The sequence below is a fragment of the Streptosporangium sp. NPDC020072 genome (assembly GCF_040631445.1).
In the GTDB taxonomy this organism is placed as follows: domain Bacteria; phylum Actinomycetota; class Actinomycetes; order Streptosporangiales; family Streptosporangiaceae; genus Streptosporangium.
This window is the reverse complement of sequence record NZ_JBEYAB010000011.1, coordinates 162,951-184,960: the sequence shown is the minus strand read 5'-3', so window position 1 is coordinate 184,960 and position 22,010 is coordinate 162,951. Positions and strand designations below refer to the sequence as shown.

The following is a 22,010-nucleotide window of genomic DNA, read 5'->3' as shown; positions in this document are numbered from 1 at the left end:
GATGCTCTCTCATCCGCTTGCGATGCGGAATCCGGAGTGGCTGCGTCACCTAGTCGATCGCTCACGATGCACCAGCTTAGGCTCTAGTGCCCCATCCTGGGCCAGTTCGTGTTACACAACCTAGCCCAGTCCGATCACGAGGTCCCACAACGACGACCACGCACGTCGAGCGCCTGATGATGACCCCAGTATTTGAGCAGGTCATAGTCGCTTTGGTTGCCGAAGCGACCATGAGAACCATGCCCCCAATGGGGATCTGGCTCTAGCTGAGCTGATTGGCCTGCCCAGCTCTCGTTCTAAACCCTCGCTATCTGCGAAAGGCAATACCACAGATGAACCGCCACTCTGCAGTACCCCCTGCCCAAAATCACTCAGCGTTGGCGCCTGTCAAGGCGAGTCGAGCTGTCCGGGCCGCGTCCGTGTTCTGGTCGTTCCCCGGCCGCTACGAGGCGGTCGTCACGGCCACCGGCGGCATCGTCTACCAGTTCCTGGAGACGATCCGCGTCCCGCTCCCCGAGGAGGGCGAGCTGGCCAAGGCAGTCGCGCGGGTCCGCGTCGTGCGGGCCGCCGAGGAGTCGTCTCGCAGGGAGCCCGGATGCTGAACCGGCTCTTTCCCGACGACCTCGACGTTGTCGAGATGTTCGCGGGCGGTGGCGGCTCCGGGACCGGGATCGCCGCCGTCCCCGGTACCAGGATCAGATTCGCCGCCAATCACGCCAAGCCCGCAAAGTGGACGTACGTCGAGAACCACCCCGACGTGGACTTTTGGCTCGGCGATGTCCAGGCGGCCGACGCGATCGATAAGTTCCCATACGCCAGCTTCTTCTGGGCGAGCCCGGCGTGCTTCGTCGCGGGCACGCTCATCCTCACCCGTCGCGGCCTTGTGCCGATCGAGGAGGTTCGCGAAGGAGACGAGGTGTTCACCCACCAGCGCCGCTGGCGTCCGGTTACCGGCACCATGCGCAAGCTCGCTCCGACCGTCGTCGTGTCCGGGAAGGGCTTCCATCAGGGCATCGAAACCACCGCTGAGCACCCTTTCTACACGCGGAAGCGCACCCGAGTATGGGACAACGAGGCCCGCACTTATCGATACTCCGTTGCCGACGAGTCCGAATGGACCGAAGCGAAGGACCTCGGACCGGGCATCTGCTGGGCGACCCCGACCGACTTCGGTGACGCGCTGCCGGTGCCGGAGGTCGGCGGGTGCGGGATGAAGTTCACGCCGGAGTTCTGGTGGATGGTCGGCCGGTGGGTTGGCGACGGCTGGCTGCGAGCCAAGCGATCGACCAAGCTCGACCCCAACCCGCGCCGACGCTCTCAACCGGCTGGGTCGCCGTGCGTCATGTGCGGTGGGAAGACGCGGGAGCACGGCAAGAGCACCACGGGCCGTGTCCGGCTGTTCTGCTCGGACCGCTGCAGGCGAGCCAGCGTGCGCCGCAACCCGCATCACGGACGGTACGAGCTGGCCATTACGTGCGGCTACCACGAGGTGGAGGAGCTGGCCCAGCGGCTCGACAACCTCGACGAGCTGACCTGGAACCGGGGCCGGACCAAGACCGCCGCCCGACTCGTCGCCTCACACCGGGGCCTGGTCGAGTGGATGGCCGAGCACTTCGGCCAGCACGCCTACGGCAAGACCATCCCAGCGTGGGCGATGACCATGCCGCGGGTGTGGCGTGAAGCGCTGCTCGACGGCTACCTGTCGGCGGACGGCACCACCGACGCGAAGTACACCAGGGCGTCTACCGTGTCCAAGAAGCTGGCGATCGGCATCCGGATGCTGGCCAACTCGCTCGGACACGTCGCCAACCTCGGCTACCAGCCCGCCCGCAAGCGGCAGCGCGTCATCGACGGAAGGGCCGTCAACGAGCGGCCGACGTGGACCGTGTCTTGGGTGAAGGCCGGGCCGCAGCGCTTCCAGTACGCCCAAGCCGAAGGCCACCGCTGGTCGAACACCCACCACCCGGCCAGCACGCGGCGCCTGGAGTTGGTCTACAACATCCACGTCGCCGACGACGAGTCCTACGTCGCGGACGGCATCACCGTCCACAACTGCCCGGCGTTCTCCACAGCCTCGGGCGAGACGCGGTACTTCGACAAGGAAAACCAGATGGCCCTCTGGGCCGACGACCTGGACAACCTGACCGAGCACCAGAAGACCCGCATCAGAAGCCGCGCGCTGATGGAGGAGGTAGTCACCTACCTGCGCCACTGCCAGGAACGCTACGGGCGGCCGGTGCTCGGGTTCGGCGTAGAGAACGTCGTCCAGGCGAGGTTGTGGGCCCACTGGGACCGGTGGATCCGCGAGCTGCGGAAGCTCGGCTACATCATCCAGATCCACGCCGTCAACGCCGCCCACGTGCAGGGACGCACCACGCTGCCGACCCCGCAGTCCCGCGACCGGATGCTCATCTCCGGCATCCACGAATCCGTGGGCCGCACGCCGAACTACCGCAAGTGGGTCGACCCGTACGCCTTCTGCCCCCGCCACGGCGGATGGGTACAGGCCGTCCGCGCATGGAAGAAGCGCGGCGCGGACATGGGCGTCTACGGCATCAAGAACGGCCAGTACGTATGGGTATGCCCCGAGGTCGCCTGCCAAGGGCAACTCATCGAACCGCCCGTGCTGCCGGCCGCGTACACGATCGACTGGACCGACCTCGGAACCCCCATCGGGAGCAGGAAGAAGACGAAAAAGAAACCCGAGGGGCTGGCACCCAAGACGATCGCCCGCATCCGCGCCGGGGTCGAGGAACACTGGATCAAACCGTTCATCACGCCCGCGGGCGGCACATGGAACGACGGGCCGAGGGGAGTGGACGAGCCGATCCCCGCGCTCACCACACGGGAGGCGAACGCGCTGGTCGTGCCATGCGAAGGCCGAGACGGCAAGGTAGCACGGCTGGTCAGCATGCCGAAGCGGACCAGTACCACCCGGAACGAGGACGGCATCGCCTTCCCTCCGAACGCACAACCAGGCGTGTTCCCCTCGTCCCTATCGCTCATGCGATCGGGCCAGCCGCGCAACACCAACCCGACCACGGACCCGCTGACCGCCCTCGTCTCAAACGGCTCCAACCACGGGCTCCCCACCGCACCTGCCCTCGAGGAGGGCATGCTGCCGCTGATGTTCCCGTTCCGCGGCGGCGGCGACGAGTTCAAGTCAAGGCCCGCGTTCGAGGACCCCGCGCACGCGGTCACGGCCGGTGGCTTCCACCACGGGCTTGGCGTCCCTCCCGGCTGGCAGCCGCCGTCAGCGCTTCTCATGCGGAACAACGGCTCCAAGGGCGACGGGCGTGAGCACGTCACACCGACCAGCGAGCACATGCGCACCGTCACCACAACTGGACACCAGTCGCTCGTCACCGCGCCGCCCGGCCTGTCCATGCCCGAAACGCTGCTCATGGCGTACTACGGCAACGGGCGCACGCAGAGCACGGACGAGCCTCTGGGGACGATCCCAACCCGGGACCGGTGGGCGTTGCTCACGCCGGACGGCCAGATCGACGTGTCGTCCATCCTGTTCCGCATGCTCCGGATCCCGGAGCTTCAACGCGCCCAGTCGTTCCCGGACGGGTACGTGTTCGTCGCTGACACCGCCCGCGACAAAGTCAAGCTCATCGGCAACGCGGTCCCGCCGCCCATGGCCGAGATCCTGACCTGCGCCCTTATCGAGGCGTTCCTGGGCATCGAGCTGTCCCGCTTCGAGCACGACCTCGCAGCTTGAGTTGCTGATTACGGTACCGCTTTTAGTCACCCCGCGTCATCCTGCGGCGAAATTCGCGCACAACAATCGCCATTAACTAATCTGATCCTACTTCTTCCCTGAGAAAGCGGCGTAGAGACCGAGCGCGTTCTAACAAATCGTCAAACGTTAGAACGACCAAGCGGCCGCCGAATGTATCGTTCCGCCATGCTAGCCGCTGAACATCGCGCTCTGTAAGAGTGGTCCGGCGGCCAATCACCACAATGCCAGTTGCGCGCCGAACGCCTGGCAGATTGGCGCGAGCGTACGGTGAGTGCTCGTCAAGCCAGGCGAGCCAGTCGAGTACTTGCTGTTCCGCATGTACCAGGGCAGAAGTAGGATCCCCCTTGAGACCGTACAAGCGGTGAGTGCTAGCCTCTATCTCAACCACGTCTATGCTGCCGTCGAGTAGTTCGAGTGCATAGTCAAGCTCATATTCGGATCCGAGTCGATGTTTAGGAATTACTCGACGATAGCTCGGGCCGAAGAAGATCGGGTATCGACTTAAGCAGCGCTGCAGGTCATGCTCATTGCGCTCGGATGCTGCCAAGAGGCTCTGCAAGTCGAGAATTGCTCGATCCAGTGAGGCCAAGATGCTTTTCGCGCGCTCGTTCTGACGACGCTCTTGATCTAAAGCGTTTACGAGGTGTACGACTTCGGCGGGTTGCACAAGCGATCGAATACGAGGCTGGTCATTGCCCCTGTCGAAGCGAGCTATCGCACGAGGCCTTAAATGCATAGAAGATCCGTCGTTATTTAAAACAGTAAATCCGGTATTCAATACCTCCCCGACTAAAACTTCTAATACATCAGATACCTCCGGTCGGTTGGGGATGACGGGAACATCAAAGAGCATGGCGCTCATGATTCTGCCCTTAGCCTCGCTCTCATCACACTCTTGAGTATAGATGGCCATAAGTGCTTGCTGTTGAGTGTTTAAGTCCAAAATCCAGCTCACTGGCGTGAGGGTAATCGCCCCATCGGCTTTCACGTCAAACACAAGCTCTTTAGCCGTCTTAAGCACATCGAGGAAAACCTTGTCGCTATCCTCCTCCAGGGCGTCCTCTATACGCCTGATCGAGTCATCAACACTCTCGTGATCTCCAATGAAGGTAATCAGTGGGACGCGCCAGGTGCGCGCTTCATCCCAGAGGCTTAAACGATCCACGTCAGTATCTTCCTCCGAAAGTGGTTGGCAGTGAAGCACCCGTTGACGCTCGCGGAGCTTCGCCGCCGGTATGAGGCCGGTCTGGTCCGTCGTCACAAGAAGGTCCGGCAGCCGAGTTTGTTCGACGCCGCGGCTGGTTGCGGCTAATGCACGCGCTGCTGTACCTGGCGCCGCCGTCCACCGACCGGATCCGGGAGCACATTCACGCACGCAGGCTCGGCGCCATCCTCACCCCGTCCTCGGGCAACCGCGTGCCCGAGGACGGCTGGTGGGCCGCCGACTCCGGGATCTTCGACAACTCGTACATCGGTGACGAGGCGTACATGGACTGGCTGGGGGAACGCGCGCCGGTAGCTGATCGCTGCTTGTTCGCGACCGCGCCCGACGTCGTCGGCAACGGCCGCCAGCATCAACCGCTCATACCCGTACCTTGACCGTATCTGGTGGTTGGGATACTTCTCTGAACTGGAGGGAGGTTCTTCCTGTGAGATCGCGGGGGTCAGGCTTTGGTGCGGTTCAGCCAGTCTGTGGCTGCTGTCCTGATCTTGGGGGCGGAGGCGAGTTGGTCGGGCGTCCCCTTGAAAGCACGGACGGTTTCGAGGAAGCTCCGGTCGCTGCGGCTGGTCAGTTTCGGGGAAATCAGATTGAGCAGGTCAAGCCACTTGGCTCTCGGCAGCTGGTCCGTGAGCTTGAGTCGAATATTTTTGATCATGAATGAGCGCAGTGCCAGACCGGCCTGAAGGCTATTGAACCGGCCGATGAGTTCGATGTAGATGGGTTCGGCGTTCCAAGCCACTCCGTAGGAGTTGGTGAGGAAAACGTTGACGAGGTTACCGACGTAGTTGAAAGCAAGCTGATCAGGGATGTCGCCGTAGCGGCCGACCACGTCCTTTAGCCGTTGTGCGGCGGGCGGCTCCTCGTAAAAGTTATTCCGAGGTGCTTCGTGGGCGCGTCGAAGATCGTCGATGGCGAGCTGGATCTCGACAACGCGCTCAGGTTCGGGCAGGTAGGCCGCCCCGTCGACGAGGTCCAGCAATTCCCTGGCTCGTGTTGCTCGGTCGAGGTCAGCGTTGGCACGGAAGCGTGCGAGCTTGATGCCCAGGTCGTTGCGGGCTTCCTCGCTGACTTCTGGCCAGAGATCAGGCCAGAGCAGGCGGACGTTGTCCAGGACATCGGGGGTTGCGTCAGCTGGGGTATAGATGCCGAACAAACCGGCTGCTAGGTTGTCAACTTGGTCTTGCGGTAGGCCTCCGAAGAAGGCCGCAGCCGTCTTGAGTTCGGTCTCCGGCAGCCGCTTGGCCTTCACGTTATGGAGCAACTTGCCGATCTCGGCGACCACGTTGCGAGGCTTGATCTGGAAAACCTCTTTGATACAGGTTTCCAGCCACTCGGCGAGCTTGAGGCCGGTCAGCTCCTCAATGTTGGGGTGTGCGGCGCTGGCGTGGTTGCGCATGTAGTTGATGAGGACAAGCTGCTTGTAGCCAACATCGCTGATCAACTTGATCTTGTTAGCGGCTTCCAGCAGCTTGAAGTCGTCAAGCTGGGCCAGGTCCTCGCGGGACTTCAGGTTCTTGCGGCGAGCTGGGTCGGATTCGGCCAGGTCGAAGAAGTAGGCGACGTCGAAAGCAACAACGTGGTCTCGCAGCCGGTTGATGGTCTCGTTCCAGAGGTAGTTCAGGGCAGCGTCGAATAGGCCGACCGACCCTGCCATGATCATCTTTGCCAGGTAGGGCGACTTCGCGCGCTCTTCTTCGCTGAGTTCTTCGCCGATGATGTCTGGGGTGTTGCGGAGGAGGATCTCTCGATGCCGGGCGGAGACAATGATGTTGTCTGTCGGCAAGCCCCAGGCATCCAGCACCTGGAACATTAGATTCTCGAACGCCTCCAGGTCTGCGCGAGCTGCGACGGCCAAGCGCTGCGGCTGCATCGGGACTGGTAGGTTCTCCGGCGTCTGAGGAGCCATCTCAGTTCTCTCCCGTCACTACGTTGTCGGATCCATGGGTTGATCATGGCCCCTTTTGGACACCACGGCGACTCGACTGGCGATCCTGCGGAAAGTAGGCATACCCAGGTTGATCGTGGCCGCCCGCTGGGCGCGTTCAGCGAACTACGCGAATTTGCTCGCAGCTGTGAGGTTGACGCGGAGCCTCTCGACTTCGCCGCGCCACCTTCGCGTTCGGCTTCGGTGCTCCAGGAGACACCCGGTGTCCAGAACGCTGAGAGCCGCCAGATCCCGAGTGAGTACACCTTCGAAACCGATCTCTGCGGACGGAATGCTCCTCACCAACGGCCCCGGCAAGCACCTGCCGTCCGTTCTGCGCTGGACGTGGCAACTGCTGCTTGAGGAAGCCCAGTCGCTGATCGGTTCGTGCGAGCTGGTGCACGACCCGTACGACGGCCGGTACGGCCTCGCGCCCGTGTGCACGGCCCAGGCCGCATCGCGCATCCCCGCACTCGCTCCCGAACCCGCACAACTCACCCTGATCCGAAAGGGATTCCTGATGTCCGTGATGTGCTTCCACTGCCACGAACCGCTTGACCAGTGCAGGCGTGCCCTGCTGCAGGACGCCACCAACAAGGCAGTCAAGGAGATCGGCTTCGCCGCACTCGTCGCCGAATCCGACGAAGACCAGGCCGTACGCGTCGTCTCCGCGTGGGACGCCGCCTGCGCAGTCAACGACCTCGTGGACCTCATCGTCGCCCAGAACCATGGCATCGACGTGGACGAGGCGTACGAGTGGGCCCGAACGCTCATCGAGGAAGCCGCCAGTGCCTAGCCGCAAGCCAGTCCGGCGGCCGAAGCCAAAGACGTACGAGCCGGGGGACCGCGTGCAACCTCGCCGCGTGTACGCTCTGGTCGGCCACGTTGTGGAGGTGATCCGCCGGAGCCAGCCCGCGTTCTTCGACTACCTCGTACGGATGCCCAGCGGCGACCTGGTCGAGCTGGCCGGCGCCGATGTAGTGGAGCCGCCGCGGCTGCTGCTGGAGGAGTACCGGAAGTGGCAAGACGACTACCTCGGCTGGGAGTACATCGCGCTCCTCGATGACGCCCGGCTCGCCCAGCTCCGCATGGAGTGGCGCGAAGCGTACAAGACGCTGGCCAAACTGCGGCCCGACTTGATCCCGCACCGGAGGGAAGGCGTGCAGCCCGTTCACCGGGTGACCATCACGAAAACCACCGAGCGGCACAAGAACTACTCGTCGAACGGAGCATTCATCCGCGAGATCGACCGGTACTTCTGGTGGCTCAAGTGTCCGTGCGGGCTGCACGAAGTGGCCGAGTCCTCACAGGAAGCTCGGCGTAGAAAAGGCGAGCATGACACTCCGCTCGATGACTAGCGCAACGATGACTCGTTGCGGCTTGAGCGATGAGCCTTGTTTCCGTCGTTACTCGGAGCTGCCGACCTCCAAGTCCAGTTCGTCGAGGTACGCCTCCATGGCGTCGTTGAGGGCGGCCGCGCCGCCCATCTGTTCCTGCCTGCACGCGGCTACGAGCCGGGCCCTTGTAGTCCGCTTAAGCCGCACTGAGGTGATCGGAGCAACGGGCCGTTCGTGCGGTGTCCCGACTCGCGGAGGGTTGGGGTCGCGTGGCAACGAAAGGTCGGCCTTGTTGATCTCAGGGAACTCAGTACGGATTTGCAACGTGTCGCAGTAGAGGTTGATAGCCACCTCCCATGCTTCTTGCAGCCCCATGCCGGTAGCCGCAAGAGTCTGAGTGAGGCGGTCATCGAGGTCGCTGTACAGGTAGATAGACGTGGGAACGAGCTCTGTCCATCGAACGGCGCGAACACGGCGCGGCCCAGTTCGACGGCTTGATTGCGGTTCCGCTTTCTGCTGCTGCTCAGGTGTGGGGTCATCGAACAGAGCGCGTTGTGGCGGCTTCCGGTTGTGCGCCATGTAGGGCTTCCTGTAGGTGGCGTGTGGTGTGGTGTGCGTTCTTACCGTACGGGTTCCCTGATCGTTCCGGTGTCTCAGACGTATGTGGAAGCCCCGGCGTCGCTGATGGTGACGCCGGGGCTTCTGTATTGGTTCCGTATATGTGTATGGAGGTGCAAGGCATGTATGCTTTGAGCATGCCCAAGCGACCGGTCCGCGGCCCCGTGCCGATCTACCAGATGATCGTCAACGCAGTGAAGGACGACATCGCTGCTGGCCGACTCAAGGCCGGCCAGCAGCTGCCTACAGAAGCCGATCTCGGCGAGACTCATGCCGCGTCACGGTTGACGGTTCGTAAGGCCTTGGGCGTTCTTCGTGACGAAGGCCTGATCTATACCGTCCGTACCGAAGGGTCGTACGTCGGGCCCGAAGATGCTCCGAAGATTCGCCCAGCATGGCCACGCGAAGAGGTCGCGGCCGCTGTGGTCGCAGACATCAGGCGCGGTGACTTCAAAACGGATGAGGTTCTGCCGTCAGAGACGGAGATGATGGAAAAGTATGGAGTAGCCAAGAAAACGGTGCGTGCTGCTCTTGCTCTACTGCGTGAACAAGGTTGGGTTTATACCGTGCCCGCGATCGGGACATTTGTAGCGACTCCCGATAAGTGGCCGGACGCTTAATCAGCGTGTTCGCTACACCCCGCTGCGTAAGCGGTAACCGATGACTTTATCGTTGGACGTCGCCGCACGGCCGCTGCCAAGCTAGCGGTGACACCTAGCCCCGCACCTGCTGCATAGGTGGCGTCTAGGCGGTCAAGGTCATCGAACTCGATGAAAAGCGCTGCTAACGCAGCTGTGCTCATGATGAAAACCAGAGTGATGGTTATCATCGCTCGCGTCATGATCAGCCCCCTTTTTTCTATGGTTCCTATCGCTCCCGGTGCTGCGCTGCCGTTGGCGTTGCGGGTGGCCTGCGGTGAACGCATATTCGCCGGTTTGTGATGGCCATAAAAGTATATTTGGGTTCTCTTGTCTACTATTACGGTAGGGTAACTTGATGGCGCGTCGCGTTTTGCTTTCAAGGCGTGGAACGTTCCTCTTAGCCTAGTAGCGTGAGCGTTACCGCCGTGGCGACGCCACCGGCCGCAGCTCCAGCGAGAACCTGAGCGGAGGTGTGGTCAAGGATCACAACGCGGGCCCACCCAATACTCGCCACCACCACACCGCCGATCACGAGCATGGGCACCGCTGGCAAAATCCACGCGAGCATCACCACCGCACCCGAGGCCACAGCCGTGTGAAACGAGATCTTCCAGTGCAGCGTGATTGGCCCGACGACGGCGAGCGTAGCGAGCATGATAGCCACGCACGCCACCATCATCCGTGGAGCGCCCAGCACCACCAGCAGGGCAAGCGCTACAAAAACCAGCACGACGATGACGGCAACCAGCTTGGGCCGTTGAGACCGCTCCCCAATGTGCCAGTCCCCGAACCAACCCTGCCGAACCCCACCGAAGATGACCACGGCAGGCACGCCTCCGCACAGACCAGCGGCAAGAGCCCCCCAGCCCAACCCTCCCCATCCAGAGGTGACCGCACCTACCGCCAGGGGCAGACCGATCACAATCCACATCGGAGCGAACACATCGGTCAGGAGTCGAGCGAAACGCTTCTCCGGCCGCTGTCGAGCTGATTGAACTTCGTCGCGACCTGTCCCAGCCACTTTGTCTCCCTCTGCATGTCACCAGCAAAATCAGGGCCCGGAATCGTGCCGGATGGCACCCCAGGCTCACACCCGGTACGGGCAGCGGCCAGAGTGTCAGCCACCCACTCGGCCACTACGCCTGGGTCGTCACTCGGCGGCGGTTCACTGACCGTGGTCAGATTGAGCATCCCGTCGCGGATCTCCAGTACGCGCCTCACCACCCGGCCGCGCATGGGTATCTCCATCGGCAGTGACAGGTCCGGGTACTGAATTACGAGCGCTTTCCAGAGCGGCCGCAGTTCCCGAAGTGTCGCCATGTCGCGCAGCCTGGCCATCCCGGTTCGCCAGGCTGGGATCGACGTGCCGGCCGTGATGCCGATGATGCACACCAGCAGGGTCACCCGACCGAGAATCGGGGTCTCCCGCAGGCTCGTGCCAGAGTCGAGCAAGGTGACCATATTGACGGTCATGACGTGCGCCCGATTGATCACTCCAGCGACCATGCCGATAGTGGACAGCACTAGGCCGAGCCGCAACAGCGGTGGCGCGACCCGCGCGTACCTGGCGAACATCCAGCCGGCCGCCGTGAGGCAGGTCATGAGCCAGGCGTCGAACACCGCCAAGTAGACGCGGCCGGACGGCGCGGTTGGAAACGGAGCATGTGCGCCGTCGATCCAGTAGATGCGGCCACCGCGGGCGGCGAACATGGCGACGAGGATGGTCATCACCACGGCGGCGGTCGGCCAGATCCAACGAGCCCACGATGGTCGCCCATGCCGGGTAATCGCTTCTACGTACGCCAGCAGGCATGTGGCGGAGGTGAGACCGGTTAAGTGCCGGAGCAGGGTGGCCAGCTCGGTTCCGGTGGTGGTGTCCATCCATGTCACCACTGGCGCGGCGGTGAACACGCGGGACAGGGCCAGACCAGTGAACGCCCCCCACAGCACGCGGTGCTCAAGGGAATGCCGGGCAGGTCGGATGCGGGAGATCGATGCTCCCCACAGCAAGCTCAGGACCAGCCAATCCATGGCGGTCATGTGACTCCTCGATATTTAGGTGTTGTATCCGAAGGTTCTGGAGAGACGACGAAGGGATGCGTCGTCGTTCTCCGGGGGAGTGTGTGCACGGGTCAGGATGAGCGTTGCGAGCTTTTCCGCGTCTCGCTCTTCGACAGTCTCGTAGCGACCGCTGCGTGCTCCCATCACTGTGGGCTTGAGCAGGCGGCGCAAGACTTCCTCTACATCTCCGCCGACTCGGCCGTGCCCCAGCAGCATGTGTGAGACCTCGTGCAGGATGATGTTGACGCGCAGCAGTCCAGATGCGCCAGGCGCGACGAAGATATGGTCGGCGCGGCGAGTTGCGATCCACAGCCCGGACACAGCACCAGCAGCCTCAGCGGGTAGATCGTGCATATGCAGCGGACGTAGACGGAGCGCCCGCATCTGCGCGATGAATTCTTCGAGGCTAAAGGGATACGAGATGGGAGCCGCTGCCAAGGCATCCAGCAGCGTGGGGGAGGGCAATATCACAACCTTCCGCGCATGCGCGAAATCGGGTAGCTACGCTCGTGACCGGAAGCGTTACCCGTCGGGGTCGCCATCAAGGCGTTCGGCCGCACGCATTGCGTCCACCATTCTCTCGACGGCTTCCAAAGACAACGGCGACAAGCCGACAAGGCGTTCGGCGATGTGTTGCACACCGAGGTCAGCTAACCCTTCGCGGACTTTCTGGTGCTGCTGGTCCTCGGCTGCTTGCAAGGGGGGGTCTTGCCCTCCAAGAAGCCAGTCCACTGTCACATCAAGCAGGTGCGCCAGCGCGCCCGCGACGTCGGCAGATGGATTTGTACGTGTTCCGTTTGCCAAGAAGCTGATGTAAGCGTGTGTGACGCGTAGCTCTGGCCGGATGCGCCTCAGCTCACGAGCGGCCTTGCGGGCGGATAGGCCCTTGCGCTCCAACGCCATGGCCAGCCGCTCAGCAGAGAATGCCACGCTGCCGCTCCTCGCGCCCGGGGTCGTTGTAGTTCAACAGTACACATATCGCCGTAGAAGGGGAAAACTGGCGAATAGTGTTGTTTTGCAGTTGACAACCCGTTATGACTGCAGGAAGGATCATTAGCCCGTCGAAGAGGATGGAAGGCCCGGCCCATGATCAGTCGTGAGGTTCGCGTGTGGCTACTTGCTATGGCCGTCATGTCGGCTACGGGCTGGGTGGCGACGCTCTCTTCGCTCTTCGTCCTGATCGCGGCAGGCGGCCTGGCCGGTGCAATGGTGCTGCCGCTGGGCATGTTGGCAGTCGCATCTACGCTTGCAACGTTCCATCTCATGGTTGGCTGGCGACGCGCCCAAGCTGCCCGTAAGGCGTTTGAACTTGGACAGAGGCATGCGCGGATCCTTGCGAGCTTGCGATGAAGCAAGGCTCAATGAATCCGCGCCAACTCGGCTGGGAGCTCGGCTGGGGGACGGCTACTTCCTGGCGCCCACCCTGTGTTACCGAGGCTTAAGGATGCGTAGCTGCGTGCTGTAAGCCTTGATGGTGGATTCAATGTGAGACAGCAAGACTTTTTCCATTTGTGACTTCTCCGAGGCAGAGATTCCGGGCAAGGCGTGTATCTCGCTGATCATGTCCTGCAGTCTCTGCTGGAGCGAGTCGGTGGTAAGGGAGTGCTCTGGATCGCTCTTGGCTTTCTTCTCCTGGTTCCACTGTCGAAGCAAGTCGGCGGCCGTTGGCCGCCCATGCTGAGCTAGGTCATCTGGCGTGATGAGCTCCGAGCCCGCCAAGTCATTGATCGCGGCCGACATGAACACTACTTCTCGGTCTTCTGGGACCTTCTCGCCCAGCTCAATCCGCCGCCAGGTCCCCACAGATAGAGGATCGCCGCTGAGTTCGGTGAACCGGCTGGTAGCGGCGCGTGAGGAGATGCGGCGGCGCAGCGGCCCGGGGTGTTCCCTGCGGTCAGCTATGAGCTGCACCACGTCTTCGACCTTGGCCATGCGTGTCAGTGTCCCTTCGGCGGGTCGGATGCACTTTGCGCAACATTATCAACATGGCGCACAAAGCGTTCGCAGTGCTCGTCACTCTATGTAACTAGTGCTTCTAGCTGCGAAGATTCACCTTGAACAAAAAGTTCATCTTTCTGTTCAAAGTGTTGCATCGCGTCTCGGTGGACGATAGTGTCGGTTGTGTCGGTAGATGCATGCGTGACTGAATCAGGAACGCATCAAAGCGTCCCGGCCTACACCACACCAACCTTGACCATGGGAGCACCATGTCCATCGGCATCCTCAGCTGGGAAGATCCAGCGCCGCGAGCTACTACAAAGATCGACTACGCCCCTATCGCCGCCAGCCTCAGGGACCGCCCCGACCAGTGGGCGGTAGTGGCCGAAAACCCCCTCACGACCGAGGGGAGGCGCGAAACCAGCCGGATGGTCAACGCCATCAAGCGCTGCGGCGCCATTGCTCCCGGCACCGGGACCTACAAGGCCGTCACCCGCACCGTCACCGGGAACGACGGCGAAAAGGTCCTCCGGGTGTACGCCACATACACCTCAAACAGCTAATAGCGATACCGCATTTAGCATGCCCAACACCACAACGCCACTGACTCACGACGAACTGGTGCGGCTCATCGCCGCAAGAGCAGCTCAGCACTGGTCCTGGGATGCCAAATCCGAGCTCATCCATCTACTCGCCGACATCCTCGGCGACTACGACGCCGCCTACGACCTCGTCGAAGAGACCGGCCGAAAACTCCTGGTAGCCGCCGAGGAAGGACACCCATGACCCCGCCCAGCATCGCTCTCCCCACCGACCCCGAACTGACCGAGTACATCAGCGCACTCAAGAACGACGAACAACACGTACCGCGCTGGCCCATCTACCGCGGCGGCCCCGGCCTCGACCCCATGACCGAAGACGAGTACCGGTTCAGCCCATACGGACAAGCCGACTACGACGGGCACATCGGCGGTGGTGCATGAACATCACCATCCTCGACGAGGAGCGGGACGAATACGACCCGAGCCATGCCGTCCCCACCAGCAAGGGCCGCTACTACTGCGACCCGATGTGCGACCTGGACGACCCGAACCGGATGAAGATCAGCGTCACCAACGCGCTCGACCAGCACATGATCGAGGCGCTGGCTCCCGCCGCCGCGAGGGACACCGCGATCTGGCTGATGGACAACCTCCCCGCCGCGATCCGCGCAGCCGCCGACCCCGACGACATGGAGGCGTTCATCAAGGAGGCCAAGAAGCAATACCGCCTCCAGTGGGACAAGAAAGCCGACCTCGGAAGCCGAGTCCACAACATCGCTGAGGCCATCAACCTCGGTGCCCCGTACATCCCGGACGAGGAAGCCGAGCCGTTCGTGGACGCCTACCTGCAGTTCCTGCGCGATTTCGGAGTGGACATCCGCCGCGACATCAAGGCGGCCGAGTGCACGGTCATCAACCGCACGATCCCGTACGGCGGGACGAGCGACATCTGGGCCCGCTTGCGATTCCCCAGCTCGACGTCGCCGATCGTCCCGAAATTCAAGCCCCGCGCGGTGCCGGCCACCCCGCTCCCGACACCGTCCGGGCTGTGGCTCGTGGACATCAAGACGAGCCTCACCAAGCCAGCCAGCGCCGTCTACGAGGACCATCTGATGCAGCTCGCCGCGCTACGGAACGCGGAAGTCGCGCTCATCTGCCCGCCCGACTGCAGGTACGGCGAGAGCGACCACCACGACGACAGCCACGAGTTCCCCGTCCCAGAGTTCGTCGGCGCGGCGATCCTCAACCTCAGGACGAACGGCTACGGCTTCGTGCCACTCCCGGCCGACGCCGCGGCATTCGAGGCGTTCTGCGGGCTGCTGCCGCTCGCGCACTACGTCCACGGGCTCGAAATGCGCGGCTTCAAGCCCATCCAGCCCCCGAGCAAGACCACAACCAGGAAGGACGCCGCCTGATGCCCATCGACCCCTCCGTACTGCAGCGCCGTCACTGGCAGGACGGCCGGATCCGTCTCGGCATCAAGAAGATGAGCAAGAACGGCAAGGAGTACCCCAGCAAGATCGACACGTTCCGATTCACGTCGCCGTCCGAGGACATGATCCGGGGCGTCGCCGAAAACTACGGCGGCGAGGTCAAGCCATGGAAGTCGCCGCAGGGCCCGCAGTTCGAGGTCATCACCAACGCGCAGCGCATCCCCGTCATCGTCCCGCCCAACGGGCTGAGCCAGAACATGGAGCTCTGGGATGGCAAGCTGTGCATTCGTCGCTGTACCGGCGTCGCGATGCAGCCCCCGTTCGTCGGCCCCTGCCTGTGCGGCGCGGACCGCGACATCAAGAGCCGGGCCTGCAAGCCGCACACCAGGCTCGGAGTCTTCCTCAAGGAAGTGCCCAGCCTGGGTCTGTGGAGACTCGACAGCAAGGGCGGCAACGCTGCGGCCGAGCTGCCGAACGCCGCCGAGTTCCTCGCCCACGCGGGGACGTACGTGGACGCCTGGCTGTACGTGGCCGAGCGCACCGGATCGTTCCTCGACGACAAGGACCGCGTGGTCAAGGTCGCGACGTACATGGTGCCCGGCCTGACGATCGAGGGCATCGGGTTCGACGAGCTAATGTCGGGCGAGGTCGCGCGCCGCGCCGAGCTAGGCCGCGGTGGTGGACAGCGAGCGATCGAGGCCGCGCCCGCGACCGACTACCTCGCGATGATCGAGGCCGCCCCGGACCGCGACGCCGTCGAGGCGATCTGGAGGACGTCCAAGCTCGACCCCGCTTGGGCGGGCCGGGAGCAAGAGGTGGTGGCCGCGGCCAAGGCGCGCGTCGCCACCTTCCTCCCGCAGCCGGACAAGGACGGACCGCAGGGACAGCCCGCCCCGGCCGCTGCACAGCCCGACGAGTCCAAGGCCCCACGCGAGGAGCCTCCGCACAACCCGCCGCAGGGATCGGACGCGGCGCCGGAGGCGAGCGAACCCGAAGCGGACCGGATTCGCCAGCACATCATGACCGCATGGCCCGGCACGATGAGCCAGCTCCACACCGAGTTCAAGAAAGCGACCGGCACCACGCTGAAGGCCGCGACTCTGCAGCAGCTCCAGCAGTTCGCCAACCAGCTCGGCCAGCCCGCCGCAGGTCCGATCGCGGACGAACCCCGCAAGGTGTCCGAGCGAGGCGAAGCGCTTCTCGAGGCCACCCGCGCGCAGAACGTTGCGGCGGCCGATGACGGCGAAGTCATCGTGGACGCGGTGGTCGTCGAAGAGGAGCAGCCGAAGCCGACCGCCAAGGCACTGCGCGACCTCGGCATCTGGCTGGGGGAAGCCGGTGTCACCATCCACACCGGCAAGGGCGCGACCAAGGCCAACGACGAGGCCCGGTTCGCCTGGATCTCCGGGCACTTGGGCGTCACCGTCGCCTCGACGAAGGACCTCAACGCCGCGCAGGTGAACGACGGGGTCAGGCTGCTCATGCAGCAGGCCGCCGACCGCCGCAAGGACCTGCAGCAGCGCATCGTCAACGGCTGGTCCGACCTCGGCGGCTCCAACCAACAGCTTTCCACTGCGTTTGAGCAGCACATGGGAAAGCCAGTCACCGAGGCGACCAACGCCGACCTCGCCGCCTTCCTACAGAAGCTCACCAACAGCGAGGTCATCCCAGGCGGTGGCCAGTGATACCGCTGACCAACGAGCAACGGGCGGCATTCCGTGCTGACCGGCTCGCGCGGGCCAAACGCGAGCGCGAGCGCCGCACCTCCCTGTTCGCGGAGATCGCGCGCCACGCAGGAGCATGCGTAGACCATCACCGCTGCCTGCTCTGCAAGGCGTTCCGGCTGCTCGTTGAGTACATGCCGGAACCCACGATCCGCGAAGAATACGAGCGGCTCCGGTACAGGCTCGACGAGCTCGTAGAGCGCATGGAGCGCATCCGCGACGTGCACCAGGACCTGTCCGAACACGCCCGATCCGGCGCCCCTCTGGCCCGCACGGCCCACGACGCCGCATGGGTCGTCATCGTCCGCCTCGCTACCGCCTGGCACGGCGAGGAGGTCGAAGACCCCTACGCCCTGCTTCCTCCCGACCACCACATCTAACTGCCCCGTTCGGCGCCTGCGCCCCGCGGGCGCCGGGCTCGCCCCTCAAGGAGCTTCGATGAAGAGCATCACCGTCGAGTACGACGACGTCACCCCCGCCACGATCGAGCATCGGCTATCCGCACACGAGACCGTCCTCGCAATGGGGAACCGCCGCTACCCCGCCGCCCTGACCGACCGGGCCGCCCTGCAGGAGGCCCTGCAGATCGCCGACCGGCTGTCCTCCGCCGTCGTCGGCTGGCGCGGAGACATCGTGGCCGCACTGCAGCAGCTCGACGGCGAGCAGTACGCCCGCGAAAACGCCACCACCTGACTCCTCACCCAGTTCGGCCTGCAGCAGGCCCACGCCGACAAGACCACTTAGGAAGATCGTGAATACCTACACCATCACCCTGCCCGGGTGGCCCGCTCGTGTCCTTGAGATCGGTTGGGATACCTCAACCGGCGCTGCTCAGGGGGGTGCCTGGTGAGACGCACCGACAGAGAACTCATGACCGGATGTCTCACCCTAGTAGCTCTTCTGGTGCTCGCCGTCGTCATCGGGCTGATCAAAACCAGCACAGGCCGCGTCGAGACCGCCACAGTTGAGTCGAAGGAGCGAGTGTGCGACAGCAGCCGCAACTGCAGGTACCTCATCTTCACTGATCAGGGTGTCTACGAGAACACCGACGCCCTGCTGAGCGGGAAGTTCAACAGCTCCGACATCTACGGCGCGCTCAAGCCCGGCCACACCTACCGGTTCAAGATCAACGGATGGCGAATTCCGGCCACCTCGTCCTACCCGAACATCCTCAGCATTGAGGGCGAGGTCACAAAGTGAAGACGAAGGCCGAACCGTACCAGAAGTACTTCGTACTCGGCGTGATCATTGCGTTCTTCGGGGGGCTGGTCATCTTCGGTGGTATGTGGGCGCTCGTCATCGCCATCGCCTGCCTGGGCGTCGGCACCCTGCTTGGACTGACCGTCGGCGCCGAGATGATGCGGCGCGACACCGAGATTGAGATGGCCGGACTTCGCTCCCAGTACGAAGCCGCATCCGAGTTGGCGTACAAGCTGAACGAGGAGCTAACCGCCATGGCGCAGCGGGCCGAGTCAGCCGAGCGTGACCTGCTCGCCTCGGCCGCCGAGAAGACTTCGCTTCGTGCCCAGCTCGACGTCCTCCACGGGGACCCAGCGTGAAGGTCACGGTGAACATCCTCGCAGCGATCGGCGCACTGACGGTGACGGGCGTCATCACGCTTGGGCTCCTGGTGGTGGTCGGTCTGCGAGCGGAGCGGCGCCGTCTCCGCAGCACTCGTGACTACCGGGCCACCAGACCGACCGAGCAAGTCGCCAAGGACCCCGCCATGTGGTCCGACTACTTCCTCGATCACGACCTGCACAAAGTCCTCAGAACCCCAAAGGAGTGGACGTGACTCCTCACATCGTTGGACTCGACATCTCCATCACCAGCACCGGCATGGCCACCGGAGTCGGCTGGTGCGAAAAGGTCGGACGCGACGGCGTCACCAAACTGCCCCTGCGGGCGAAATACCAGGTGCTCAATGACCTGGCCAGCCGAATCATCGTGCTCACCAGCGCAGAGAAAGCGGACCTCGTCCTCGTCGAGAAGTTGGTGTTCAACCGGCAGGACGGCGGCCGCGGCGGCGCCGGGGAACGGAGTTACCTCTACTACCGGACGATGGGCATCATCGCGGATGCTGGTGTGCCCGTCGTCGAGGTGCCGCAAGCCACGCTCAAGACATACGCGCTCGGCAAGGGCGTCGGCTCCAAGACGGAAATTGTCGATTCCATCGCTCGACGACTGCCGGTATTCGTCACAGGCGGCAACCATGACATGGCCGACGCCGCAGTGCTCGCTGCGATGGGAGCCGACTACCTCGGCCACCCGCTGGCGATCATGCCGCAAGCACACCGGGTAGCGCTGGACCGGATGACGTGGCCAGAGGTGACCCGATGAGCCGCGACGCACTCGCCGAAGCCCGGCGCCGCTACGAGCAAAAACGCGCCCGGCAGATCAAGGCCGGCACCTGGCGAGGGATGATAGACGCCACTAAGGCCCGCGAGCATGTGAAGAACCTGCACCGGATCTGGCTCGTCAGCTACGAGGCCATCGGCCAACTCGCTGGAATCGGCGGCACCACAGTGAGCCACATCGCTGAAGGCACCCCAGCCCGGCAGCTTCCCCCTCCCGGTCGAATCACAGCGCGAGTATCCGACGCACTTCTCACAGTGACCGTGGACGACCTACCGGACAACTACCTGATCAGCACAGTAGGGGCCATGCGGAGACTGCGAGCGCTGTCGGTCGCCGGATGGCCCATGCGCGAGGTAGCCCACCGTACAGGAGCTGACTGGTCAGGCCTCAAGTCGATCCGACGCGGAGAACGAACCGTGGTTCTCGTGCGGACCGCCCGCTTGATCCGGGAGACCTACGACGTCCTGATTCAGCTCAACCCGTATGACCACTGCCGGTCCACAGCTGTCACTGCCTCTCGCAAACGGGCAATGTCCAACGGGTGGTATCCGATGGAGGCGTGGGCGGACGCCATCGACGACCCTGCGGTCCAGCCGTGGACGACGATCCGATGCTCCCACCCCACCTGCATCCGCGGGGCCAAGGACGAGCGACTGCTCTGTGAAGTCCACCTCAAGCGGCTCCACGACCGAGGAAGCTTCGACGGCATGCGGATCATACGGAACCGCAGCGCCCTGATTGAGGACATTCGGTTTGTGCTCGCCACCGACCCGCCGATCAACCCGAAAACCTTAGAGATCGACGGCGAACGTCTCGCTGAACGGCTCGGTACGAGCTGGGCAGCACTGGAGCGGGCGTTACTTCGAGCGAACATCAACCTCAATGAACTACGGGAACGGAAATCCGCGTGACCAGGGACCGCGACCGACCGGCCGAAAGCGAACCGGTGATCGAAAGTGAACCAGTAGTCGTTGGAGACGAAGTCGTTGGCTATCAAGATGAGCTGTTCACCGTCAAGAAGTGCCCAGAGACCTCTGGAAGGCCAATGCTATGAGCGAAGCTAATAGCGTTACTGCTATTAAAGATCCGACCGGAGGCGGTACACCGGCCGACATCATCTCCAAGGTCCTAGCCTCCAGCACGCCCACGGCCGACACCATCCTCGCTGCGCTGGACCACGCCGGATACATCATCCGGCCCGTCTCCGACGCAGAACCGGCCTGGATGCCTGTCACACCACGCAGCCTCACCCGGGTCTACAAGTACGCAGCCCTCCGCACTAGCGGTAAATCGCCACAAGAAGCCGCAGACGAGATGCGAGTTTCACCGAGGCAAGCCGAAAGGTACAGTGCGGCCGCTTACGCACTGGGTCTGATGCGGAGACGCTAATGGCCATTTCCTCCTGGCGAGACCGCGCAGCCTGCAAAGGCGAACGCCTCGAACTGTTCTTCGGACCAGGCGAAGGCGAAACCCGGGAGAACACCAAAGAGAAAGAAACCCGAACGGGAAAAGCGAAGACGATCTGCCGTCGATGCCCCGTCCGGACCGAATGCCTGGAATGGCACCTGCAAGTCAGCGTTGTCCAGCACGGCGTTGCCGGAGGACTCGACGAGGCTGAGCGCACCTCCTACCTCAGCCAGCAACGAGACCCAGCACAAGAAAGAAGAACCCCATGACGAGCGACGCCATAGAAGCCGCGACCAGGGCTCTCGCAAACCGCGTCTACGACCGCGACCACACCGACATCGTTGGCCGCACCAGTACGACCGACTTCGCATTCGAGTTCGTTCTCTGGCTCCGAGCTAACGGATGGACCGAACCGCCGACGCCGACAGCGAAACTCGCGCGCGTGCCTCTCCCTAATCCACCGAGCGGACTGCGCGGAGCGGCCATCGCTCGCCATGCTCTAGCCCAGCTCGACAAGAAGAACAACCATGCCCACTGACGAGGGCCTGGTGCCGTTCGACGAATTCGGCAACCTGTTGCGCACCGCATGGGCACCGCTAGGCGAAGTCGTGTGGAAAGCCCCGGAACCGTTTACTGCTCGACTCGAGTTGGGCGAGTTCGCCCGCGGACGTGCCGCCGGGTTCGTCGTGTGGCTCGACAGCTGCGGCCGCCTCTACCCCATGTCCATGACGGAGATGGTGGACACAGTCCGCACCGTGGGCGTCGAGCTCGGCGGCTACGTCGAGGCCGAGTGGATTCCGCACCGCCGCGGCGGCGTGTACGGCATCCGGCTTCACATGGCTCGCCGTGAGCGACGCCGGATGCGTAGCGGCGGGTGATCGAACAAGAGGTCGCGCCGGGCGGCTGCCGCTGGTGCAGACTCGCGCGGCGCGACCACGGTCAACGGTGGGCTCGATCAGTGGGCTGGCACAGCTGGGCTCCACCAACTCAAAAAGGCCAGCGCGCCTCTCTCTTGATCATTGACGACCTCGTGAACTGGGCCGCCATCGAAAGGACA

30 protein-coding genes are annotated in these 22,010 nt (G+C 63.5%); 22 read left to right on the top strand and 8 right to left on the bottom strand.

The features are described 5' to 3' along the window. Positions 1–419 precede the first annotated feature (419 nt). Positions 420–602 carry a hypothetical protein gene (locus tag ABZ470_RS26625; RefSeq protein ID WP_362914653.1) on the top strand — a complete coding sequence of 61 codons (183 nt, stop codon included), beginning with the start codon at positions 420–422 and terminating at the stop codon, positions 600–602. Beyond that, a complete protein-coding gene (locus ABZ470_RS26620; RefSeq protein WP_362914651.1) occupies positions 596–3,727 on the top strand; it encodes a DNA cytosine methyltransferase in 3,132 nt (1,043 codons plus the stop codon). Before ABZ470_RS26625 ends, ABZ470_RS26620 begins: the two co-directional genes overlap by 7 nt. Positions 3,728–3,803: 76 nt before the next feature. Here the strand turns inward: ABZ470_RS26620 and ABZ470_RS26615 are convergent, their stop codons facing one another. Continuing rightward, complete coding sequence (locus ABZ470_RS26615) at positions 3,804–4,913, bottom strand: Shedu anti-phage system protein SduA domain-containing protein (protein WP_362914649.1); 1,110 nt, start codon at positions 4,911–4,913, stop codon at positions 3,804–3,806. 146 nt (positions 4,914–5,059) lie between these two features. Here ABZ470_RS26615 and ABZ470_RS26610 point away from each other — a divergent pair, with 146 nt between their 5' ends. Beyond that, complete coding sequence (locus ABZ470_RS26610) at positions 5,060–5,347, top strand: hypothetical protein (RefSeq protein ID WP_362914647.1); 288 nt, start codon at positions 5,060–5,062, stop codon at positions 5,345–5,347. Between the two features lie 65 nt (positions 5,348–5,412). Here ABZ470_RS26610 and ABZ470_RS26605 read toward each other — a convergent pair whose 3' ends face one another. Next, positions 5,413–6,840 (bottom strand): hypothetical protein, encoded by a 1,428-nt coding sequence (locus ABZ470_RS26605; protein ID WP_362914645.1) that lies wholly within the window; start codon positions 6,838–6,840, stop codon positions 5,413–5,415. Positions 6,841–7,186: 346 nt separating this feature from the next. Here ABZ470_RS26605 and ABZ470_RS26600 point away from each other — a divergent pair, with 346 nt between their 5' ends. Both ABZ470_RS26600 and ABZ470_RS26595 read left to right on the top strand, forming a co-directional pair. Further along, positions 7,187–7,690, top strand: a complete 504-nt coding sequence (locus ABZ470_RS26600; protein WP_362914643.1) for a hypothetical protein — start codon at positions 7,187–7,189, stop codon at positions 7,688–7,690. A 67-nt stretch (positions 7,691–7,757) separates the two neighbouring features. Beyond that, positions 7,758–8,252, top strand: a complete 495-nt coding sequence (locus ABZ470_RS26595; RefSeq protein WP_362914641.1) for a hypothetical protein — start codon at positions 7,758–7,760, stop codon at positions 8,250–8,252. A gap of 48 nt (positions 8,253–8,300) precedes the next feature. Here ABZ470_RS26595 and ABZ470_RS26590 read toward each other — a convergent pair whose 3' ends face one another. Beyond that, the gene (locus tag ABZ470_RS26590) at positions 8,301–8,438 is read right to left on the bottom strand and encodes a hypothetical protein (protein ID WP_362914639.1); all 138 of its coding nucleotides are present in this window, start codon (positions 8,436–8,438) and stop codon (positions 8,301–8,303) included. 548 nt (positions 8,439–8,986) lie between these two features. Here ABZ470_RS26590 and ABZ470_RS26585 point away from each other — a divergent pair. Next, entirely contained in the window at positions 8,987–9,469 is a 483-nt protein-coding gene (locus ABZ470_RS26585; RefSeq protein ID WP_362914637.1) for a winged helix-turn-helix domain-containing protein, read from the top strand. Positions 9,470–9,887: 418 nt separating this feature from the next. Here the strand turns inward: ABZ470_RS26585 and ABZ470_RS26580 are convergent, their stop codons facing one another. From ABZ470_RS26580 to ABZ470_RS26565, 4 genes are all read right to left on the bottom strand, one after another. Next, a complete protein-coding gene (locus tag ABZ470_RS26580) occupies positions 9,888–10,322 on the bottom strand; it encodes a hypothetical protein (RefSeq protein WP_362914635.1) in 435 nt (144 codons plus the stop codon). Positions 10,323–10,438: 116 nt separating this feature from the next. Continuing rightward, positions 10,439–11,530, bottom strand: coding sequence for an MAB_1171c family putative transporter (locus ABZ470_RS26575; protein WP_362914633.1), 1,092 nt, complete (start codon positions 11,528–11,530; stop codon positions 10,439–10,441). A gap of 15 nt (positions 11,531–11,545) precedes the next feature. Beyond that, positions 11,546–12,016 carry a hypothetical protein gene (locus ABZ470_RS26570; RefSeq protein ID WP_362914631.1) on the bottom strand — a complete coding sequence of 157 codons (471 nt, stop codon included), beginning with the start codon at positions 12,014–12,016 and terminating at the stop codon, positions 11,546–11,548. A 57-nt stretch (positions 12,017–12,073) separates the two neighbouring features. Then, complete coding sequence (locus tag ABZ470_RS26565; protein WP_362914629.1) at positions 12,074–12,481, bottom strand: helix-turn-helix transcriptional regulator; 408 nt, start codon at positions 12,479–12,481, stop codon at positions 12,074–12,076. Between the two features lie 156 nt (positions 12,482–12,637). On the opposite strand from ABZ470_RS26565, the gene ABZ470_RS26560 reads away from it, so the two are divergent. Continuing rightward, the gene (locus ABZ470_RS26560; RefSeq protein WP_362914627.1) at positions 12,638–12,901 is read left to right on the top strand and encodes a hypothetical protein; all 264 of its coding nucleotides are present in this window, start codon (positions 12,638–12,640) and stop codon (positions 12,899–12,901) included. A gap of 78 nt (positions 12,902–12,979) precedes the next feature. On the opposite strand, the gene ABZ470_RS26555 is transcribed toward ABZ470_RS26560, so the two are convergent. After that, the gene (locus ABZ470_RS26555; protein ID WP_362914625.1) at positions 12,980–13,483 is read right to left on the bottom strand and encodes a hypothetical protein; all 504 of its coding nucleotides are present in this window, start codon (positions 13,481–13,483) and stop codon (positions 12,980–12,982) included. Between the two features lie 275 nt (positions 13,484–13,758). Between ABZ470_RS26555 and ABZ470_RS26550 the strand changes: the two genes are divergently transcribed. From ABZ470_RS26550 to ABZ470_RS26480, 15 genes are all read left to right on the top strand, one after another. After that, the gene (locus ABZ470_RS26550) at positions 13,759–14,052 is read left to right on the top strand and encodes a hypothetical protein (RefSeq protein ID WP_362914623.1); all 294 of its coding nucleotides are present in this window, start codon (positions 13,759–13,761) and stop codon (positions 14,050–14,052) included. 19 nt (positions 14,053–14,071) lie between these two features. After that, positions 14,072–14,275, top strand: a complete 204-nt coding sequence (locus tag ABZ470_RS26545) for a hypothetical protein (protein ID WP_362914621.1) — start codon at positions 14,072–14,074, stop codon at positions 14,273–14,275. Continuing rightward, a complete protein-coding gene (locus tag ABZ470_RS26540; RefSeq protein ID WP_362914619.1) occupies positions 14,272–14,472 on the top strand; it encodes a hypothetical protein in 201 nt (66 codons plus the stop codon). The genes ABZ470_RS26545 and ABZ470_RS26540 overlap by 4 nt, the downstream gene beginning before the upstream one ends. Then, positions 14,469–15,446: a hypothetical protein gene (locus tag ABZ470_RS26535; RefSeq protein WP_362914617.1), complete on the top strand. Its 978-nt coding sequence runs from the start codon at positions 14,469–14,471 to the stop codon at positions 15,444–15,446. The genes ABZ470_RS26540 and ABZ470_RS26535 overlap by 4 nt, the downstream gene beginning before the upstream one ends. Further along, complete coding sequence (locus tag ABZ470_RS26530) at positions 15,446–17,149, top strand: hypothetical protein (RefSeq protein WP_362914615.1); 1,704 nt, start codon at positions 15,446–15,448, stop codon at positions 17,147–17,149. Before ABZ470_RS26535 ends, ABZ470_RS26530 begins: the two co-directional genes overlap by 1 nt. Further along, the gene (locus ABZ470_RS26525; protein ID WP_362914613.1) at positions 17,146–17,568 is read left to right on the top strand and encodes a hypothetical protein; all 423 of its coding nucleotides are present in this window, start codon (positions 17,146–17,148) and stop codon (positions 17,566–17,568) included. Before ABZ470_RS26530 ends, ABZ470_RS26525 begins: the two co-directional genes overlap by 4 nt. A gap of 58 nt (positions 17,569–17,626) precedes the next feature. Then, positions 17,627–17,881, top strand: a complete 255-nt coding sequence (locus tag ABZ470_RS26520; protein WP_362914611.1) for a hypothetical protein — start codon at positions 17,627–17,629, stop codon at positions 17,879–17,881. A gap of 153 nt (positions 17,882–18,034) precedes the next feature. Further along, positions 18,035–18,388, top strand: coding sequence for a hypothetical protein (locus ABZ470_RS26515; RefSeq protein WP_362914609.1), 354 nt, complete (start codon positions 18,035–18,037; stop codon positions 18,386–18,388). Next, complete coding sequence (locus tag ABZ470_RS26510) at positions 18,385–18,747, top strand: hypothetical protein (RefSeq protein WP_362914607.1); 363 nt, start codon at positions 18,385–18,387, stop codon at positions 18,745–18,747. The genes ABZ470_RS26515 and ABZ470_RS26510 overlap by 4 nt, the downstream gene beginning before the upstream one ends. Before the next feature lie 8 nt (positions 18,748–18,755). After that, on the top strand, positions 18,756–18,983 hold the full coding sequence (locus ABZ470_RS26505; protein ID WP_362914605.1) for a hypothetical protein: 228 nt from the start codon (positions 18,756–18,758) through the stop codon (positions 18,981–18,983). Continuing rightward, the gene (locus ABZ470_RS26500) at positions 18,980–19,528 is read left to right on the top strand and encodes a hypothetical protein (protein WP_362914603.1); all 549 of its coding nucleotides are present in this window, start codon (positions 18,980–18,982) and stop codon (positions 19,526–19,528) included. Before ABZ470_RS26505 ends, ABZ470_RS26500 begins: the two co-directional genes overlap by 4 nt. Continuing rightward, positions 19,525–20,457 (top strand): hypothetical protein, encoded by a 933-nt coding sequence (locus tag ABZ470_RS26495; RefSeq protein ID WP_362914601.1) that lies wholly within the window; start codon positions 19,525–19,527, stop codon positions 20,455–20,457. The genes ABZ470_RS26500 and ABZ470_RS26495 overlap by 4 nt, the downstream gene beginning before the upstream one ends. Positions 20,458–20,934: 477 nt before the next feature. Beyond that, positions 20,935–21,222, top strand: coding sequence for a WhiB family transcriptional regulator (locus tag ABZ470_RS26490; protein WP_362914599.1), 288 nt, complete (start codon positions 20,935–20,937; stop codon positions 21,220–21,222). Beyond that, on the top strand, positions 21,219–21,491 hold the full coding sequence (locus ABZ470_RS26485; RefSeq protein ID WP_362914597.1) for a hypothetical protein: 273 nt from the start codon (positions 21,219–21,221) through the stop codon (positions 21,489–21,491). Before ABZ470_RS26490 ends, ABZ470_RS26485 begins: the two co-directional genes overlap by 4 nt. After that, positions 21,481–21,831 (top strand): hypothetical protein, encoded by a 351-nt coding sequence (locus ABZ470_RS26480; RefSeq protein WP_362914595.1) that lies wholly within the window; start codon positions 21,481–21,483, stop codon positions 21,829–21,831. Before ABZ470_RS26485 ends, ABZ470_RS26480 begins: the two co-directional genes overlap by 11 nt. The last annotated feature ends 179 nt before the right edge of the window (positions 21,832–22,010 follow it).

Excerpts from the sequence above, each read along its gene's own strand:
- ABZ470_RS26540 (WP_362914619.1), top strand. The coding sequence starts at position 14,272 with ATGACCCCGCCCAGCATCGCTCTCCCCACCGACCCCGAACTGACCGAG.
- ABZ470_RS26545 (WP_362914621.1), top strand. The coding sequence starts at position 14,072 with ATGCCCAACACCACAACGCCACTGACTCACGACGAACTGGTGCGGCTC.
- ABZ470_RS26610 (WP_362914647.1), top strand. The coding sequence starts at position 5,060 with ATGCACGCGCTGCTGTACCTGGCGCCGCCGTCCACCGACCGGATCCGG.
- ABZ470_RS26555 (WP_362914625.1), bottom strand. The coding sequence starts at position 13,483 with ATGGCCAAGGTCGAAGACGTGGTGCAGCTCATAGCTGACCGCAGGGAA.
- ABZ470_RS26585 (WP_362914637.1), top strand. The coding sequence starts at position 8,987 with ATGCCCAAGCGACCGGTCCGCGGCCCCGTGCCGATCTACCAGATGATC.
- ABZ470_RS26520 (WP_362914611.1), top strand. The coding sequence starts at position 17,627 with ATGAAGAGCATCACCGTCGAGTACGACGACGTCACCCCCGCCACGATC.
- ABZ470_RS26530 (WP_362914615.1), top strand. The coding sequence starts at position 15,446 with ATGCCCATCGACCCCTCCGTACTGCAGCGCCGTCACTGGCAGGACGGC.
- ABZ470_RS26550 (WP_362914623.1), top strand. The coding sequence starts at position 13,759 with ATGTCCATCGGCATCCTCAGCTGGGAAGATCCAGCGCCGCGAGCTACT.
- ABZ470_RS26495 (WP_362914601.1), top strand. The coding sequence starts at position 19,525 with ATGAGCCGCGACGCACTCGCCGAAGCCCGGCGCCGCTACGAGCAAAAA.
- ABZ470_RS26575 (WP_362914633.1), bottom strand. The coding sequence starts at position 11,530 with ATGACCGCCATGGATTGGCTGGTCCTGAGCTTGCTGTGGGGAGCATCG.
- ABZ470_RS26480 (WP_362914595.1), top strand. The coding sequence starts at position 21,481 with ATGCCCACTGACGAGGGCCTGGTGCCGTTCGACGAATTCGGCAACCTG.
- ABZ470_RS26490 (WP_362914599.1), top strand. The coding sequence starts at position 20,935 with ATGGCCATTTCCTCCTGGCGAGACCGCGCAGCCTGCAAAGGCGAACGC.
- ABZ470_RS26485 (WP_362914597.1), top strand. The coding sequence starts at position 21,219 with ATGACGAGCGACGCCATAGAAGCCGCGACCAGGGCTCTCGCAAACCGC.
- ABZ470_RS26560 (WP_362914627.1), top strand. The coding sequence starts at position 12,638 with ATGATCAGTCGTGAGGTTCGCGTGTGGCTACTTGCTATGGCCGTCATG.
- ABZ470_RS26620 (WP_362914651.1), top strand. The coding sequence starts at position 596 with ATGCTGAACCGGCTCTTTCCCGACGACCTCGACGTTGTCGAGATGTTC.
- ABZ470_RS26535 (WP_362914617.1), top strand. The coding sequence starts at position 14,469 with ATGAACATCACCATCCTCGACGAGGAGCGGGACGAATACGACCCGAGC.
- ABZ470_RS26605 (WP_362914645.1), bottom strand. The coding sequence starts at position 6,840 with ATGCAGCCGCAGCGCTTGGCCGTCGCAGCTCGCGCAGACCTGGAGGCG.
- ABZ470_RS26600 (WP_362914643.1), top strand. The coding sequence starts at position 7,187 with ATGCTCCTCACCAACGGCCCCGGCAAGCACCTGCCGTCCGTTCTGCGC.